A 15,729-nucleotide genomic window follows, 5' to 3' on the forward strand; every position below is an offset into this window, starting at 1 on the left:
GACAAATAAGCAGGGAAAGGAATTCAGGTGTGTCGACAGACTCGCCAAAACTAAAGAAGAAAGTGATATCCGGCGGCATTCACCGCCGGGTACGTATTAAATGGAAGTCCGACGGTAGTCGCGGTATTCCGGTTTCCAGAAGTTATCGTCAATCGCCTGTTGCAGCGCTTCCGCAGAGGTTTTCACCGCTACGCCTTGTTGCTGCGCCATTTTGCCTACGGCAAAAGCGATAGCGCGCGACACAACCTGGATGTCTTTAAGCGCTGGCAACACTAATCCTTCGCCGTTATTGACCAGCGGAGAATGTTTCGCCAGCGTCTCACTGGCTGACATCAGCATTTCATCAGTAATGCGCGATGCGCCGGAAGCGATAACCCCCAGACCGATGCCGGGGAAAATATAGGCGTTATTACATTGTGCGATCGGATAAACCTTATCTTTCCAGATGACCGGCGAGAATGGGCTGCCGGTTGCCACCAGCGCGTTGCCTTCCGTCCAGGCGATAATGTCCTGTGGCGTGGCCTCCACGCGAGAGGTGGGATTAGAGAGCGGCATGACGATCGGGCGAGGGCAATGCTTATGCATCTCGCGGATGATCTCTTCAGTAAAGAGCCCGGTCTGGCCGGAAACCCCGATCAGAATATCCGGCTTCACGTTACGCACCACATCCAGCAGCGACAGCACGTCATTTTCGGTATCCCAGTTCTGAAGATTGTCGCATTTCTGCACCAGTTTTGCCTGGAACGGCAATAAATTAGGCATCCGGTCCGTCAACAGGCCGAAGCGATCGACCATAAAAACGTTCTGTCGGGCGGCATCTTCGCTTAAACCTTCACGCTGAGTCTGCGCGATGATTTGTTCAGCAATCCCACATCCGGCGGAACCCGCGCCGAGAAAAACGATTTTCTGCTCGCTAAGCTGACTGCCGGCAGCGCGGCTGGCGGCGATCAACGTACCAACGGTCACGGCTGCGGTGCCCTGAATATCATCGTTAAAGGAGCAAATCTCATCACGATAGCGCGTCAACAGCGGCATTGCGTTTTTCTGCGCGAAATCTTCAAACTGTAGCAGGATATCTGGCCAGCGCTGCTTAACGGCCTGAATAAACTCATCGACAAACGCATAATACTCATCGTCGGTAATGCGCGGATGACGCCAGCCCATGTAAAGCGGATCGTTGAGTAACTGTTGATTGTTGGTGCCGACATCCAGCACAACGGGAAGGGTATAGGCCGGACTAATGCCGCCGCAGGCGGTGTATAATGACAGCTTACCGATAGGGATCCCCATCCCGCCGATGCCCTGATCGCCAAGCCCCAGAATCCGCTCGCCATCCGTCACCACAATAACTTTAATGTTGTGGTTAGGCACATTCTGCAAAATGTCGTCCATATTGTGACGGTTCGGATAAGAGATAAATACGCCGCGCGCCCGGCGATAAATCTCAGAGAAGCGCTCACAGGCCGCGCCCACGGTCGGGGTATAGATAACCGGCATCATCTCTTCAAGATGGTTTTGCACCAGTCGATAAAAGAGCGTTTCGTTGGTATCCTGGATGTTACGCAGGTAAATATGCTTATCAATTTCTGTTTTAAACCCCTGATACTGGAGCCAGGCGCGTTCGGCCTGTTCTTCAATCGACTCGACGACCTCTGGCAGGAGCCCTGACAAATTGAAGTTGCGGCGCTCTTCTACGCTAAAAGCGCTGCCTTTGTTTAACAGGGGGAATTCCAGCAATACAGGGCCAGCGTAAGGGATATAAAGGGAACGTGCTTTCTTGGTTGTAGTTTCCATGTTACTCACTCTTTTTCGAATAACTGTCCCTGGCACCGTCGTTTATCATCATATATTGCCTTCCACCAGGGAACCGACCCTGAGTATAAAGCATTGTGAGACGTTAAGGTCATTCCTATAAACAAAAACACCATTGCAGATGCAATGGTGTTTAACGTCATTTCAGGACTGTACGATTACTTTTGGCTATCGGCGCGGCGCTTTCTGCCGGTTGGGTTATTCACCACGCTGCTGGTGTCGCCTTCAGTAACAACCTTACGCTGGTTGGAAATTCTGTAATCCAGTCCAAGTATATGACGAGCCTGACGGTTCGATTTCATGTTAACTCCTCAATCCTGTTGCTAGTTTTAAGGACAAATTCGCTTACGCGAAAGAAACGTAACCCCTAAGGTTGCCGATACAGCATAGCAGGTTTTACAGAGTCGGGTGCTGCCCGCTTACCACATAGTTGATGGTCTGCTGGTAGATGTCACTGAGGATGTCATTGTCGGAAGCCTCAACCCATTTGGTCAGCTCCATTAAAATATCATCTTCAGTGACAACGCCTAACTCCGCGCGTAATCCTTGCTCAATCGCGTTGACCAGGGCCGGTTGTGCTGCTGAGGTATTTGCTGAGTGATAAGTAAACATATAATGCCTCCGTGAACATGTATTTATTTAGTACGGCTCGCAGAAAATTAATTCGTATTCAGCATGGCAAATAATTTTGCGGCTGTGGTTAAGATTAGTCCTGGAGTTATTTTAACGCAAGGCGGAGCTCTAATTGCTTACCCCAGAAGAAAATATATTACGTTTGCCAATTACATATCCTCATACTAGTAGTGGTCAATTAATATACATTCAAAAGGCTACTTATTGCGATTTTTATCCTTTATTACAACGAGATAAGACAAATCTTAATTTAAATGAAAATATACATAATGGAATACTCCTCCGGAAGAAAAAGTAAGGATAAAAAGAAGGATATATTCTTTAAAGAAAGGGAGGCCTGTTGGTTTAATATTCATCACTGAAAAAGCATACAACTATTTTCTATATCTGAAGTGCGGGTAATCGACAACATGCTACCTCCATCGGCATGGACAACGCAGATTAGCAGCATGGTCTATACTTTATTTTTTGAGCCAACAGGAGAGCAAAAATGACAATCCATAAGAAAGGTCAGGCACACTGGGAAGGCGATATCAAACGAGGTAAAGGCACTGTATCAACAGAAAGCGGCGTGCTTAATCAACAACCGTATGGATTCAATACCCGGTTCGAAGGCGCGCAGGGAACCAACCCGGAAGAGTTAATTGGCGCCGCACATGCGGCCTGTTTCTCCATGGCGCTATCACTCATGCTGGGAGAGGCTGGATTTACGCCGACATCCATTGACACAACCGCTGACGTATCGCTTGATAAGGTGGAGGCGGGCTTCGCCATTACCAAAATTGCGCTACAAAGCAAAGTTGCGGTAGCAGATATTGATGCTTCAACTTTCGATCAAATCATCCAGAAAGCAAAAGCCGGGTGCCCGGTATCGCAGGTTCTGAATGCGGAAATCACCCTCGACTACCAGCTTAACGCCTGATAACCTCGCCAGCCCGGTAACGATGGGTTGATCGGGCTGATGAATATACATTCAGACGGAGGGCTCGCTCCCGGTCTATCTGAATGCCTGCCGCATTTCTATCACCTCAACGCGCCGTAGACCACGTCAGTGGCTATTGTCGTGGCCTACTTTTTCGCCCTAAAATCTGCTCGCCATGTTGCTTTATTCATCAAACATCAAAATCAGTCAACGTAAATATCAATAATAGCCATATCACGGAGGGTGATCTTTATTCCTGAGAGAGGAGGGGTATTATTTTCTGTGTTCTACATTAACGGGTTAACGCGCAGATGTAGAGGTTATTTATATAATTATTGGAGCAACAACAATGAATAAATTCTCCCTTGCTACAGCAGGTATTATCGTGGCAGCGCTGGTAACCAGTGTTAGCGTGAATGCGGCAACAGATACTACTAAAACAAACGTTACGCCTAAAGGTATGAGCTGCCAGGAGTTTGTTGACCTCAATCCGCAGACGATGGCGCCAGTCGCTTTCTGGGTGCTGAATGAAGATGAAGATTTTAAAGGCGGGGACTACGTTGATTTCCAGGAAACTGAGACGACAGCAGTGCCGCTAGCCGTTGAGCTTTGTAAGAAAAACCCGCAGAGTGAATTAAGCAAAATAAAAGACGAAATCAAGAAAGAACTCTCAAAATAAGAGTAAACTGATATCAAAACCCGGCCTGTGTGTCGGGTTTTACTATTTGTGACGCCGTCACAAATAACATCTTCCATTTCTTCTACCAATCACGTGGTATTGCACTATTTTCATTAGAGCCCTTTCACTATATGGAGACCTAATGAAAATTTTACCGCTGGCACTCTTTATCATTCCTTTTCTGGCCGGATGCGGCGCCAATAATACGCCGCCGCAAACGCCTATTCCCGGGGAAAAAACATCTGCCAAATTACGTACCCTGGAAACAGGCGCGGCGGCTATTCAATCCAGACCACCTGTCGATGCCATCAGTACCTACCTTGACGGGTTCCATTTTTATAGCGGTGATAAAAACGGACAGATGGAAGCGCACCATTACGTTACCGTCCTGAACGAAGATGTCATGCAGGCGGTGATTTACGACGGCAATACGAAAAACGCGCGCCTGATGGGGGTGGAGTACATTATCAGCGAACGTTTATTTAAAACGCTTCCTCCCGAGGAGAAAAAACTGTGGCACAGCCACCAGTACGAGGTGAAATCCGGTAGCCTGGTGGCGCCTGGCTTACCGCAGGTCGCTGATAAAGCGTTGATGAGTAAGATTGTTAATACTTATGGCAAGACCTGGCACACCTGGCATACCGACCGGGATAAAACCCTGCCAATGGGTATCCCTGCGCTGATGATGGGCTTTACTGGCGACGGGCAGCTTGACCCCGCGCTGCTGGCCGATCGGGATCGCCGTCTGGGAATTGATACCCAGGCCATTAAACGCGAGCGGCAGGATCTGCCTGAACATCCCATTGTTAAGGGGGCTAACGCCTGGGAGCAGGGGGAGGTTATCCAGCTACAGCGTGTTCAGGGCTCTGGCGAACACGGGCGAGGCGATACCGCGCACTTCGGTACATCTGAGCAATCCCGACAATAATTCCACGGTTTTACACGCAGATATGAAAAAGAATGCCTGTTAAGTGACAGTGTCACGTAAAGATTAGCCCCATAGTCTATGCTTGTTCTTCGGATGTTGTAGAGGTTATGGGTTAAACGGAGCGACAAATGAGTTCAAAAATTTTTTGCAAAAGCTGGGGGGCTGAATATATCGCCGCTGATGTTGTCCGCTTTCGTCTTTGGGCCACCGGTCAGCAAAAGGTTATGCTCAGGCTTGCGGGTAAAGACCAGGAAATGCAGGCGAACGGTGACGGCTGGTTTACGCTGGACGTCTCCGGGGTGACGCCAGGTACGGAGTATAACTTTGTACTCAGCGATGGCATGGTGGTCCCCGATCCGGCTTCCCGCGCCCAAAAAACTGACGTCAACGGTCCGTCATATGTGGTTGATCCAGGCAGCTACGCGTGGCGCAACACCGGGTGGAAAGGTAGCCGTTGGGAGCAGGCCGTGGTGTACGAGATGCATACAGGCACGTTCACTCCGGAAGGCACTTTCCGCGCCGCAATAGCGAAGCTGCCTTATCTCGCTGAACTCGGCGTTACCGTTATTGAAGTGATGCCCGTTGCGCAATTTGGCGGCGAGCGCGGCTGGGGCTATGACGGCGTACTGCTTTACGCGCCGCATTCTGCCTATGGGACGCCGGATGATTTCAAAGCGTTTATTGACGCCGCGCATGGGTATGGTCTTTCCGTCGTCCTGGATATTGTGCTGAACCATTTCGGCCCGGAGGGAAATTATTTACCGCTATTGGCGCCGGCGTTTTTCCACAAAGATCGCATGACGCCGTGGGGAAATGGTATCGCCTATGATGTCGACGCCGTGCGGCGCTATATCATCGAGGCGCCGTTATACTGGCTGACAGAATACCATCTCGACGGCTTACGCTTTGACGCTATCGATCAGATTGAGGACAGTAGCGCCAGGCATGTGCTGGTTGAAATCGCACAACGTATTCGGGAAGACATTACCGACAGACCCATTCATCTGACCACCGAAGATAGCCGCAATATTATTTCTCTGCATCCCCGAGATCAGGATGGCAATGCGCCGCTGTTTACCGCCGAATGGAATGACGATTTTCATAATGCCGTCCACGTTTTTGCGACCGGAGAGACCCAGGCCTACTACAATGATTTTGCTGATGCCCCGGAAAAACACCTCGCAAGAGCGCTGGCCGAAGGATTCGCTTATCAGGGAGAAATTTCACCACAAACCGGCGAACCTCGCGGCGTAAAAAGTACCGGACAACCCCCGGTCGCCTTTGTGGATTTTATTCAGAACCACGATCAGGTCGGTAACCGCGCCCAGGGCGACAGACTGATAACCCTGGCTGGCGCTGAACGAACAAAAGTATTGCTCGCCACGTTGCTGCTTTCACCGCATATTCCGCTGCTTTTTATGGGCGAAGAGTATGGCGAAAGCCGTCCTTTTCTTTTTTTTACCGATTTCCATGGGGATTTAGCCCGCGCCGTTCGTGAAGGTCGCGCAAAAGAGTTTGCCGATCATGCAGGGGAGAATGTTCCGGACCCGAATGCGCCAGAGACCTTTCAACGCTCAAAACTTAACTGGAAGCAACAGCACAGTGAAGAGGGTAAAGCGTGGCTGGCGTTTACCCGCGAACTACTGCTTTTGCGCCAGAAGCATATCGTGCCGCTGTTGTCCGCTGCCCGTGAGAGCTCAGGAACGGTATTGCAAACCGCGCCCGGGTTTATTGCCGTTAGCTGGCGTTTTCCGGGAGGAACACTGTCACTGGCGCTGAATATTAGCGCCACGACGGTATTGCTGCCCGATTTACCGGGTAAGACTCTCTTCGCCTGGCCGAATGAATCCACCGGGTCGCTTTCCCAACATTCTCTTATTGTCCGCTTAGCCCAGGGAGAGTCTGCATCATGATCCCAACTGCAACGTATCGTCTTCAGTTTCGCAATGGCATGACCTTCGATCGCGCTGCGGCGCTGGTGCCTTACCTTAAAAATCTGGGTATCAGCCATCTTTATGCCTCACCCATCTTTACCGCCACCAAAGCGTCAACGCATGGTTATGATGTCACCGATGCGAATGAGATTGAGCCCTCTATTGGCGGGCGCGAAGGATTTGAAAGACTGGTGGCTGAACTTAAAGCGCAAGGTCTGGGATTGATCATCGATATTGTGCCTAATCACATGGCCAGCTCGCTGGAAAACGCCTGGTGGCGCGACGTGCTTGAATATGGCAAGGAGAGCCGTTACGCGCGCCATTTCGATATTGACTGGTCGCGCCGACTGACGCTGCCTTTTTTAGGCGACACGTTTGACGCCGTGCTGGAAAACGGAGAAATTGCGATCAAGCCCGATCCCGCTACGGGTAAACCCGCGTTCGCCTATTATGATAACTATTATCCGCTTGCGCCGGCGACGTGGCAGGGGCGCGAGGCCGAAATACTGGCGCTTACCGATAAAGCCGCCATTGCTGATTTGCATGAGCGCCAGCCGTGGAAATTAATGTCCTGGCGCGATGCCGCTCGCTCGCTTTCATATCGGCGTTTCTTTGAGGTCACAGGGCTGGTGGGAATGCGGGTGGAAGATAAAACCGTCTTCGACGATACACATCGGCTGATTCTGGAGCTGGTCAGAACGGGGGCGGTTGACGGTTTACGTATCGATCATATCGACGGCCTTGCCGATCCGAAAGCCTATCTTGCGCGTTTACGTCAGGAAGTGGGGCCGGCGTGCTATATCACCGTGGAAAAAATTCTCGCTAAAGGCGAGCAACTTCCTGATGACTGGCCGGTTTCCGGCACCACAGGCTATGAATTTATCGCCTCGCTGGCGGAGGTGCTGGTTGACGATGAGCAGATAGACAATCTGCGTCAGGCTTACGAGACCGTTAAAGGCGCGCCAGTGGATATGCGGGCGGAATTACGGGCGGCTAAATTGCTGATGGTCGATCGCAATTTCGAGGGGGAATTTACCCGGCTGCTCGCGCTTGCGCTGTCGATTGCCAGCGAGCTACAGATCGCACAGGAAGAGAGCGTCGTTCGGCAGGCGTTACGCGAGTTATTAATTGCCTTTCCCGTATATCGCACTTACGGCACGGCAGAAGGGCTACCGCCGACCGATATTTGCCTGTTACACCGTATTGTGGAACGGGTAAAGACGCTTGAAAATCCTCCGCAGCCAGAAGCGCTTACATTTCTGAGCCGTCTTCTTACCGGCGATGTTCCCGCCTGCAGCCAGGAGGAGGCGACACAGTTTCGCGTTCGGTTCCAACAACTCACCGGTCCGCTGATGGCGAAATCGGTAGAGGATACGCTTTTCTTTCGTCAAAACATGGGACTGGCGTTAAATGAAGTTGGCGCCGAGCCCGTCACGCATCACTTCTCCATCGAACGCTTTCACCATGAGATGAAAACCCGACAAGCGCAACAGCCTGATGCGTTATCCGGTACGTCGACCCACGATACCAAGCGAGGCGAGGATGCGCGAGCACGCCTGTATACGCTTACCGAAGCGCCGGAACAGTGGAGCGAATGCCTTGCCCGCTGGCGGCAGATGAACCAGACCCATGTCAAATTTTTGAATGATGGCACTGCGCCAAAATCGGCGGATACGTGGATGTTATATCAGGCGCTGACCGGCGTCTGGCCCCCGATGCTACAACCACAGGACGAAACAGGTTTAAACGCGCTGAAAACACGCTTTGAAGCCTTTGTGGAGAAAGCGCTACGCGAAGCGAAGCTACGTACCGATTGGGTGGACAGTAATGAGGCTTACGAAACGGCAATGCTTGATTACGCCCGTTATTTACTGGCACCGGATAACCAGACATTTTTGCAGGATTATTATCGTTCCTTGCAACCCTTCATCCGCGCAGGGCTGGTTAACAGCCTGACGCAGACCGTTATCAAATTAACCGCGCCGGGGGTACCTGATATCTATCAGGGGAGCGAGGCGTTAAATTTTAGTCTTGTCGATCCCGACAACCGCCGCGAACCGGATTTCGCCACGCTGGCGCAGCAGTTAGACCAACTAACGCCGGGAGTTTTCTCGCGCGAAGAGAGTTGGCTGAACGGGCAGGTGAATCAGTATGTCACCGCTGCATTACTGCGTTTGCGTCAGCAGAATCATGAGCTCTTCCGTTTTGGCGACTATATACCGCTGCGGGCTGTTGGTCAGCGTGCCGACAAGGTCATCGCTTACGCCAGAGTCAATCATGATGATGCGCTGATTGTTGTTGCGCCCCGACTGGTGTTCGCCGAATGTGACGGCTTATTGTCACAATCGCATAGCGGTTTCTGGGCAGGAACCGACATTATTATACCCGGACAGCTTAATCAGCATCGTTATCGCAATGTGCTTACCCAGGAGAGGTTAATGGCTGGTGAACACCTGTCGTTGGCCTCACATCAGGGCGGCGTACTGGTTTTAATGAGCGACTGAGTTTATGTGTTGATGTGCCGTGACAGGACAACGTTTACCGTGGGTGGAGAAAGAGAATGACAACAAACAGGGCTTTTGAAATCAGATCAGGATACAACCATACGCTTGGCGCAAATTATGACGGCGAAGGTGTGAATTTCGCTATTTTTTCCGCCCATGCGGAACGCGTCGAGCTTTGCCTTTACGATCCGAGCGGGGAGCATGAAATCGCTCGTCTGGAGTTACCGGAATATACCGACGAAATATGGCACGGCTATGTCCCGAAGTTGCAGCCCGGCGCGCTGTATGGGTACCGCGTTTACGGTCCTTATGACCCGGAAAATGGTCATCGTTTTAACCCCAATAAGCTGCTTATTGACCCTTATGCCCGTGAGCTGGTGGGCGATATTCAGTGGAACGATGCGCATTTCGCGTATCAATTACTTCATGACGATAAAGATTTGACCTTTGATGACCAGGATAGCGCGCCATTTACGCCTAAATGCCGGGTGATTGATCCGGCTGAGGCGAATTGGGAGGATAGACAACGGCCTTCCATACCGTGGTCGAACGCCATTATTTATGAAACGCATGTAAAAGGCTTTACCCAGCTTAATTCCGCGATCCCTGAGCCTCTACGCGGTACGTTTGAGGGCATGGGACATAAAGCCAGCGTGGATTACATTAAAAGTCTGGGTATTACCTCCGTCGAGCTTTTACCCGTTCACTGGTTCCCGGACGATCAGCATCTGCTCGATAAAGGACTGAAAAATTTCTGGGGATACAACTCGCTGGGCTTTTTTGCGCCGGCGACGCGCTACTATGGTCCAAAAGGTATTCAGGGATTCCGCGATATGGTGCGCGCTTTCCATGATGCCGGCATCGAAGTGATACTGGATGTGGTCTATAACCATACGGCAGAAGGGAATGAGCTTGGCCCCACGCTGTCATTTAAAGGTATCGATAACTTCTCTTACTATCGCACCATGCCCGATCAGCATCGCTATTACATTAACGATACAGGGACAGGTAATACCGTCAATACCTCTCATCCACGGGTACTGCAAATGGTGATGGATTCCCTTCGCTATTGGGCGGAGTCAATGCATGTCGACGGCTTTCGTTTTGATTTGGGCACCATTCTTGGTCGTGAGCCGGAAGGCTTTGATCAGAGAGGCGGCTTTTTTGATGCGGTAACGCAAGACCCGGTGCTGGCAAAACTGAAACTGATTGGCGAACCCTGGGATATCGGACCGGGCGGCTATCAGGTTGGCGGCTTTCCACCAGGGTGGGGCGAATGGAATGATAAATACCGCGATACGGTGCGCGAATACTGGAAAGGTGACAACGTCACAAATGATTTCGCCGCACGCCTGCTGGGTTCCGGCGATCTCTATGATTTGCGCGGCCGTCGCCCCTGGTCAAGCGTTAACTTTATTACTGCCCATGACGGCTTCACGCTGAACGATCTGGTGTCTTATAACGACAAACATAATGAAGCCAATGGCGAAGATAATAATGACGGGCATAATGATAACCGCTCCTGTAACTATGGCGCAGAAGGGCCAACCGACGACGAAGGCATCAATGCGATACGCGAGCAACAGAAACGCAATTTCCTGACCACCTTGCTTTTCTCGCACGGCACGCCGATGTTATTAGCGGGCGATGAGTTTGGCCGCAGTCAGATGGGCAATAATAATGGCTACTGTCAGGACAGTGAAATATCGTGGGTCCACTGGGATAATTTGCCGGAAACCGCCAATGCGCTACGGGAGTTTACCCGTCATCTGATTCAACTGCGCGCCACGCAACCGTTGCTGCGCCGGGAGAGCTGGCGTGACGGTCTGGAGATCCGCTGGTTTAACGCCGGCGGAGGGGCGCAGCAATCCGAACAATGGGATGAGGGATCGACCATAGGCGTATGCATTAGTCGTCCCGATCTCCAGCCGGAAGCGGGGATCTGGCATGACGCCTTACTGCTTTTCAATCCGTTTGAAGGCAGCGTACCGTTCCGTATTCCGATGTGGGGAGAAGGCGGCTGGGTACTTGAACTGACGACTGCCGATAACGCGCAGCAGGGAATGCGGATTACCGAAGAAATGGATTTCGATCTGGCCGGGCGCAGCATCGTATTATTCAGACGCCCCTGATAGTAAAACCGCGCTCCGGACCCAACCGGCCTTGATGGCCGGTTTTTTTACTGGCGCTCAGGCGATATCATGTCGCAGAAATAACACCGTTGTCAGTTTACCGCCCGAAAAATTCATCCGCCTGTTGGTATTCCTTTGATTGTCTTCACCGATATTCGCTTCAGGCCGTCTATTGCCATTTCAAGGTAGGTACGTGGACATCCCAGATTTAAACGGATAAATCCGCTGCCCGCCGGGCCAAAGCCGCTGCCCATTGAAGGAGCAATACCCGCGACATCCGCCATTACCCATTTTAGCTGTTCGTCATCCAGTCCCAGTTTTTTACAATCCATCCATAATAAATAGGTTCCCTGCGCCGGGACAATTCTTGCCCAGGGAAGGTGCTCTGTCGCCTGTTCAACAAACCAGCGGCGGTTTTCCGCCAGGTAATCCAGTAGCGAATCCAGCCACTGTCTGCTTTCATTCCATGCGGTAGTCGCCGCCTGAACGGAGAGGGCGTTAAAGACATCCAGCCCATGAGCGTCCAGACGAGACAGGAAACGCTGGCGAAGCGTAGGATCGGGAATGAGAAAATTAGAAATTCGCAACGACGATAAGCCAAACGTTTTGCTGGCCGCAGTGGCGGAGATGACCCGTTTATGCCAGCGCTCCCCTAAATGCAGTACCGAGGTAAAGGTTTCGCCGGGCAGCAATAGATCGGCCCATATTTCATCCGAGATGAGAGTGACATCATAAGCTTCACATAATAAAAGCAGTTGCTCCAGCTCGTTGGCCGACCAGCAACGCCCGGTTGGATTATGTGGATTACACAAAATCATCAGCGGAGGGCGCTCATGGCGAAACAGCCTTTCCAGTTGGCAAAAATCCATCTGGTAGCCGTCGTCCGGCGACTCGCTAAGGGGATTCTCCAGCAGTTTTCTACCATTAAGCGTGATTATTTTGGCGAAGGAGCCATAGTATGGTCCCTGTACCACTACGCCGTCGCCTGGATGCGTCAACATTTGCACTAAGAGCGCCAACCCTGGTACGACGCCTTCCACGCTGCATACCCATTCCTGTTTTAACGTGAGCTGGTGGCGTGACGAAAACCAGTGAAGCAGGGCGTTAAAATAGGCCTCATCACGTTCACTATAGCCAAATACGCCGTGCTCGATTCGCTGATGCAATGCCGCCTGAACCTCAGGCGGGCAGGCAAAATCGAAATCAGAAACCCACATCGGCAGCAGTTTCCCTGCGCCATCGCCAAAGTGACGCTCAATAAAATCCCACTTTACCGAACCAGTATTGTTGCGATTGATAATCTGGTTAAAATCCATCTTGTTTCCTTATTATTCCGTCACTGACGATTGCGGCGACTTTTCTGAGGCGGAGGCAGTTCTGGCAATACCAATTCCGCTAAAACCATAAATTAATGCGAAGAAGATTGCCGCATAGCACTGGATAGCCCAGGGCAGAAGATCAAGCGTGCTAACGCCCAGCGTGGTTGCCATGTAGACGCCAGCCGAGGTCCACGGCAGGAGAGGTTCGATAACGGTACCGGCATCTTCTATCGTCCGTGAAAGGTTTTTAGTATCCAGCCCCATACGACGATAGGCATCTTTAAACAGTTCGGCGGGAACTAACAATGCCAGTTTACCGTCGCTGGTCGCTCCTGTGACCAAAATTGTGGTGCCGATAGTGGCGGCAATGAGCTGACCAACGCTATGAATAATAGTCAGCAGCCGGTTAATGATGATCGTTAACGCGCCGGTTAACGTTAGCGCTCCGGCAAATGAAAAAGCGCAGAAAACTAACAGTATTGTTCCCATCATCGAGAACATTCCGCCCCGGTTTAGCAGTCGCGGAACATCGGCCACGACACCTTCTGCGCCTTGTGGGAACATGGCGATATCAAATCCATCAATGAAAGCGTCCAGTCCCTGTTTGATGCTCAGTCCCTGCATGATGACGCCGAGGAACAAGGCAAGTACGCAGGCGCTTAACATTAATGGGATGACAGGCTTCTTGCGAATTGCGCCCCACAGTACGATCACCGGCGGCAAAATAAGAACAATATTAAAATGGTATAGCGACTCCAGCGAGTGGATGATGTCCGTAACGCGCTGCGGCGTGGCCACCTCGCCCAGCATATTACTGTGTCCGGCGATAAGATAAACCACGGCGGCAAGCAGGAAACTTGGCAGGGTCGTCCAAAGTAAATGCTGAATATGCTCAAACAGAGTAGTGTCTGCGACAATCGCGGCAAAGTTAGTCGAGTCGGACAAGGGTGAGATTTTGTCGCCGAAATAAGCGCCAGAAACGACGGCGCCAGCTGCTGCTGCAAGAGACACGTCCAGCCCGGCGGCAACCCCCATTAACGCAACGCCAACCGTCCCGGCGGATCCCCATGATGTACCGGTACAGACGGAGACCACGCTGGTTAAAAAGAAGGCTGCAATCAAAATATATTCCGGGCTTATGAGTTTTAGCCCCCAGTACACCATGTAGGGAATGGTGCCACTAAACATCCAGGTGCCAATCAAACCGCCCACGCAGATCAGGATCATGATAACCGGCATTGCTTTAGCCAGCTTATCCACCACTGAGTTGATGATGTCTTCCCAACAGTATCCTTGCCACCATGCAATGCCTGCCGCTACCGCCGCAGAGCACAGAAGGAGCGGTTCGATACGTAGCCCCATGATGCCGTAACCGATAATCAACAATAACAACATGGAGATGACTGGGATTAGCGCTAAACCCAATGACAGCGTTTTCTTCTTGTTTTGTGATGCACTCATAATGGAGCTCCGGTCAGTAAGGTAGCTCAAGGGTAGGGGGATACGCTTCTCACTACTGTGATCCATTACTTTCGTCCATGTAACCGATTACATGAGAAGGGTTAATTTGATAGTCATCACAGTTTTTACTGTTGACGACGCATTCATCGTGAAAAATAGGGCGCGACAGAATCGCGGATCACCAGTTCGGCATTGAAATGATTGCTGCTGGGCGGCGGCGTAATGCCCTGGTATAACTGTATCGCCAGTTGCGCAGCACAACGCGCCATTTGTTCGACCGGATAATGCATTGTTGTTAACGCCGGATAAAGATACCGGGCCAGCACCACATCATCAAAGCCGACAATAGAGAGCTGTTGCGGAAGGTGAACGCCGCGTTGATGAAGAATACGCATAATGCCAGCGGCCATCACATCGTTAAACGTGACCGCTGCCGTAAGGGGAAGCCCGCTATTAATAAGTTGATGCGCGGCCCGCTCGCCGCCTTCTTCGTTAAACGGAACGCTAATCACCCAGCGAGGGTCTGGAGAAATACCATATTCTTCCAGCGCCTCACGGTAACCATCAAGGCGTTCCTGACGATCAATAATTGGCAAGTCAGATGTCACACAGGCAATGCGCCGATGCCCGTTCGCCAGGAGATATCGGGTCGCTTCCCTGGCGGCGCTGCGATTTTCCAGCCAGATACACCGGTTGGCCATACCGGCGATATAACGATTCACAACAACCAGCGCTGGAAAGTGGGCTGCGTAGCGCAGCAGCTCTTTATCCGGTAATCGGCTGGCGTGTACAACAATAGCCTCACAACCTTGATTAACCAGAAAATCCAGTCCCGCTTTTTCCATTTCTTCGTCGTGGCCGCCGCTACATACCATCAGGCGATACTGCTGCTTACGAGAAACATCTTCTACGCCGCGAGCAAGGTGGGCAAAAAAAGGATCAGCCAGATTGCCGGTTAACAATCCGAGCATATCGCCGCTACGTTTCGCCAGCGCGATAGCGGCGGCATTCCGGCGATAATTGAGATCGCGCATGGCTTTCTCTACACGTTCGCGCGTGACGGGTTCAACCCACGCGGTCTGGTTAATGACACGTGATACAGTCGCGGTTGATACACCGGCCAAAGATGCAACATCCTTTATTGTCGCCATGTTAAGCTCATATTTGTTCGTTTAAAGGGTATCAAAGCCATTGATTATCATGTTACGTGGAAATCAGTGCAATCACTGCGGCGCAGCCTGAATTTATAAACATTTTTAAAATCATCCTAAATCCTGGTAACTGCAAATATTAGTAGCTACCTCAATGAGTTATTGACCACTGAATTTTCTACGATAACATGACTAACAATATACACATGATAAGAACCACTACACTGGGAAATCGTTGCGTGGTGGTTCGGAGA

At 51.2% G+C, this 15,729-nt stretch carries 12 protein-coding genes; 6 read left to right on the forward strand and 6 right to left on the reverse strand.

Annotated features, from left to right (window positions below; genetic code table 11):
* Positions 1 to 96: 96 nt before the first annotated feature.
* The 3 genes from ACLJR2_RS06735 to bdm form a co-directional block, all read right to left on the reverse strand.
* Positions 97 to 1,794 (reverse strand): NAD-dependent malic enzyme, encoded by a 1,698-nt coding sequence (locus ACLJR2_RS06735; RefSeq protein WP_000450513.1) that lies wholly within the window; start codon positions 1,792 to 1,794, stop codon positions 97 to 99.
* Positions 1,795 to 1,970: 176 nt separating this feature from the next.
* Positions 1,971 to 2,114, reverse strand: a complete 144-nt coding sequence (gene sra, locus ACLJR2_RS06740; RefSeq protein ID WP_000841559.1) for a stationary-phase-induced ribosome-associated protein — start codon at positions 2,112 to 2,114, stop codon at positions 1,971 to 1,973.
* 94 nt (positions 2,115 to 2,208) lie between these two features.
* On the reverse strand, positions 2,209 to 2,424 hold the full coding sequence (bdm, locus tag ACLJR2_RS06745) for a biofilm-dependent modulation protein (RefSeq protein WP_000495700.1): 216 nt from the start codon (positions 2,422 to 2,424) through the stop codon (positions 2,209 to 2,211).
* A gap of 511 nt (positions 2,425 to 2,935) precedes the next feature.
* Between bdm and ACLJR2_RS06750 the strand changes: the two genes are divergently transcribed.
* From ACLJR2_RS06750 to glgX, 6 genes are all read left to right on the forward strand, one after another.
* On the forward strand, positions 2,936 to 3,367 hold the full coding sequence (locus tag ACLJR2_RS06750; protein WP_000152297.1) for an OsmC family protein: 432 nt from the start codon (positions 2,936 to 2,938) through the stop codon (positions 3,365 to 3,367).
* Positions 3,368 to 3,716: 349 nt separating this feature from the next.
* Positions 3,717 to 4,046 carry an acid-activated periplasmic chaperone HdeB gene (hdeB, locus tag ACLJR2_RS06755; protein WP_001032161.1) on the forward strand — a complete coding sequence of 110 codons (330 nt, stop codon included), beginning with the start codon at positions 3,717 to 3,719 and terminating at the stop codon, positions 4,044 to 4,046.
* A gap of 142 nt (positions 4,047 to 4,188) precedes the next feature.
* Positions 4,189 to 4,974 carry an OBAP family protein gene (locus ACLJR2_RS06760; RefSeq protein WP_000698594.1) on the forward strand — a complete coding sequence of 262 codons (786 nt, stop codon included), beginning with the start codon at positions 4,189 to 4,191 and terminating at the stop codon, positions 4,972 to 4,974.
* Between the two features lie 128 nt (positions 4,975 to 5,102).
* Positions 5,103 to 6,887, forward strand: coding sequence for a malto-oligosyltrehalose trehalohydrolase (gene treZ / locus ACLJR2_RS06765; protein WP_000095535.1), 1,785 nt, complete (start codon positions 5,103 to 5,105; stop codon positions 6,885 to 6,887).
* Positions 6,884 to 9,412 (forward strand): malto-oligosyltrehalose synthase, encoded by a 2,529-nt coding sequence (gene treY / locus ACLJR2_RS06770; RefSeq protein WP_000613140.1) that lies wholly within the window; start codon positions 6,884 to 6,886, stop codon positions 9,410 to 9,412. The genes treZ and treY overlap by 4 nt, the downstream gene beginning before the upstream one ends.
* Positions 9,413 to 9,468: 56 nt before the next feature.
* Complete coding sequence (glgX, locus tag ACLJR2_RS06775; RefSeq protein ID WP_000210582.1) at positions 9,469 to 11,544, forward strand: glycogen debranching protein GlgX; 2,076 nt, start codon at positions 9,469 to 9,471, stop codon at positions 11,542 to 11,544.
* 113 nt (positions 11,545 to 11,657) lie between these two features.
* Here glgX and ACLJR2_RS06780 read toward each other — a convergent pair whose 3' ends face one another.
* From ACLJR2_RS06780 to ACLJR2_RS06790, 3 genes are all read right to left on the reverse strand, one after another.
* The gene (locus ACLJR2_RS06780; protein WP_000347156.1) at positions 11,658 to 12,860 is read right to left on the reverse strand and encodes a MalY/PatB family protein; all 1,203 of its coding nucleotides are present in this window, start codon (positions 12,858 to 12,860) and stop codon (positions 11,658 to 11,660) included.
* A gap of 12 nt (positions 12,861 to 12,872) precedes the next feature.
* The gene (gene nhaC, locus ACLJR2_RS06785) at positions 12,873 to 14,324 is read right to left on the reverse strand and encodes a Na+/H+ antiporter NhaC (RefSeq protein ID WP_001276631.1); all 1,452 of its coding nucleotides are present in this window, start codon (positions 14,322 to 14,324) and stop codon (positions 12,873 to 12,875) included.
* Positions 14,325 to 14,467: 143 nt separating this feature from the next.
* A complete protein-coding gene (locus ACLJR2_RS06790) occupies positions 14,468 to 15,475 on the reverse strand; it encodes a LacI family DNA-binding transcriptional regulator (protein ID WP_001534111.1) in 1,008 nt (335 codons plus the stop codon).
* Between the last annotated feature and the right edge of the window lie 254 nt (positions 15,476 to 15,729).

Source organism: Salmonella sp. SAL03688 (genome assembly GCF_046551895.1).
In the GTDB taxonomy this organism is placed as follows: Bacteria; Pseudomonadota; Gammaproteobacteria; order Enterobacterales; family Enterobacteriaceae; genus Salmonella; species Salmonella enterica.

What these genes read in the sequence shown, in the direction of transcription:
- ACLJR2_RS06735 (WP_000450513.1), bottom strand. Translation starts at nt 1,794, where the DNA reads ATGGAAACTACAACCAAGAAAGCACGTTCCCTTTATATCCCTTACGCT.
- sra (WP_000841559.1), bottom strand. Translation starts at nt 2,114, where the DNA reads ATGAAATCGAACCGTCAGGCTCGTCATATACTTGGACTGGATTACAGA.
- bdm (WP_000495700.1), bottom strand. Translation starts at nt 2,424, where the DNA reads ATGTTTACTTATCACTCAGCAAATACCTCAGCAGCACAACCGGCCCTG.
- ACLJR2_RS06750 (WP_000152297.1), top strand. Translation starts at nt 2,936, where the DNA reads ATGACAATCCATAAGAAAGGTCAGGCACACTGGGAAGGCGATATCAAA.
- hdeB (WP_001032161.1), top strand. Translation starts at nt 3,717, where the DNA reads ATGAATAAATTCTCCCTTGCTACAGCAGGTATTATCGTGGCAGCGCTG.
- ACLJR2_RS06760 (WP_000698594.1), top strand. Translation starts at nt 4,189, where the DNA reads ATGAAAATTTTACCGCTGGCACTCTTTATCATTCCTTTTCTGGCCGGA.
- treZ (WP_000095535.1), top strand. Translation starts at nt 5,103, where the DNA reads ATGAGTTCAAAAATTTTTTGCAAAAGCTGGGGGGCTGAATATATCGCC.
- treY (WP_000613140.1), top strand. Translation starts at nt 6,884, where the DNA reads ATGATCCCAACTGCAACGTATCGTCTTCAGTTTCGCAATGGCATGACC.
- glgX (WP_000210582.1), top strand. Translation starts at nt 9,469, where the DNA reads ATGACAACAAACAGGGCTTTTGAAATCAGATCAGGATACAACCATACG.
- ACLJR2_RS06780 (WP_000347156.1), bottom strand. Translation starts at nt 12,860, where the DNA reads ATGGATTTTAACCAGATTATCAATCGCAACAATACTGGTTCGGTAAAG.
- nhaC (WP_001276631.1), bottom strand. Translation starts at nt 14,324, where the DNA reads ATGAGTGCATCACAAAACAAGAAGAAAACGCTGTCATTGGGTTTAGCG.
- ACLJR2_RS06790 (WP_001534111.1), bottom strand. Translation starts at nt 15,475, where the DNA reads ATGGCGACAATAAAGGATGTTGCATCTTTGGCCGGTGTATCAACCGCG.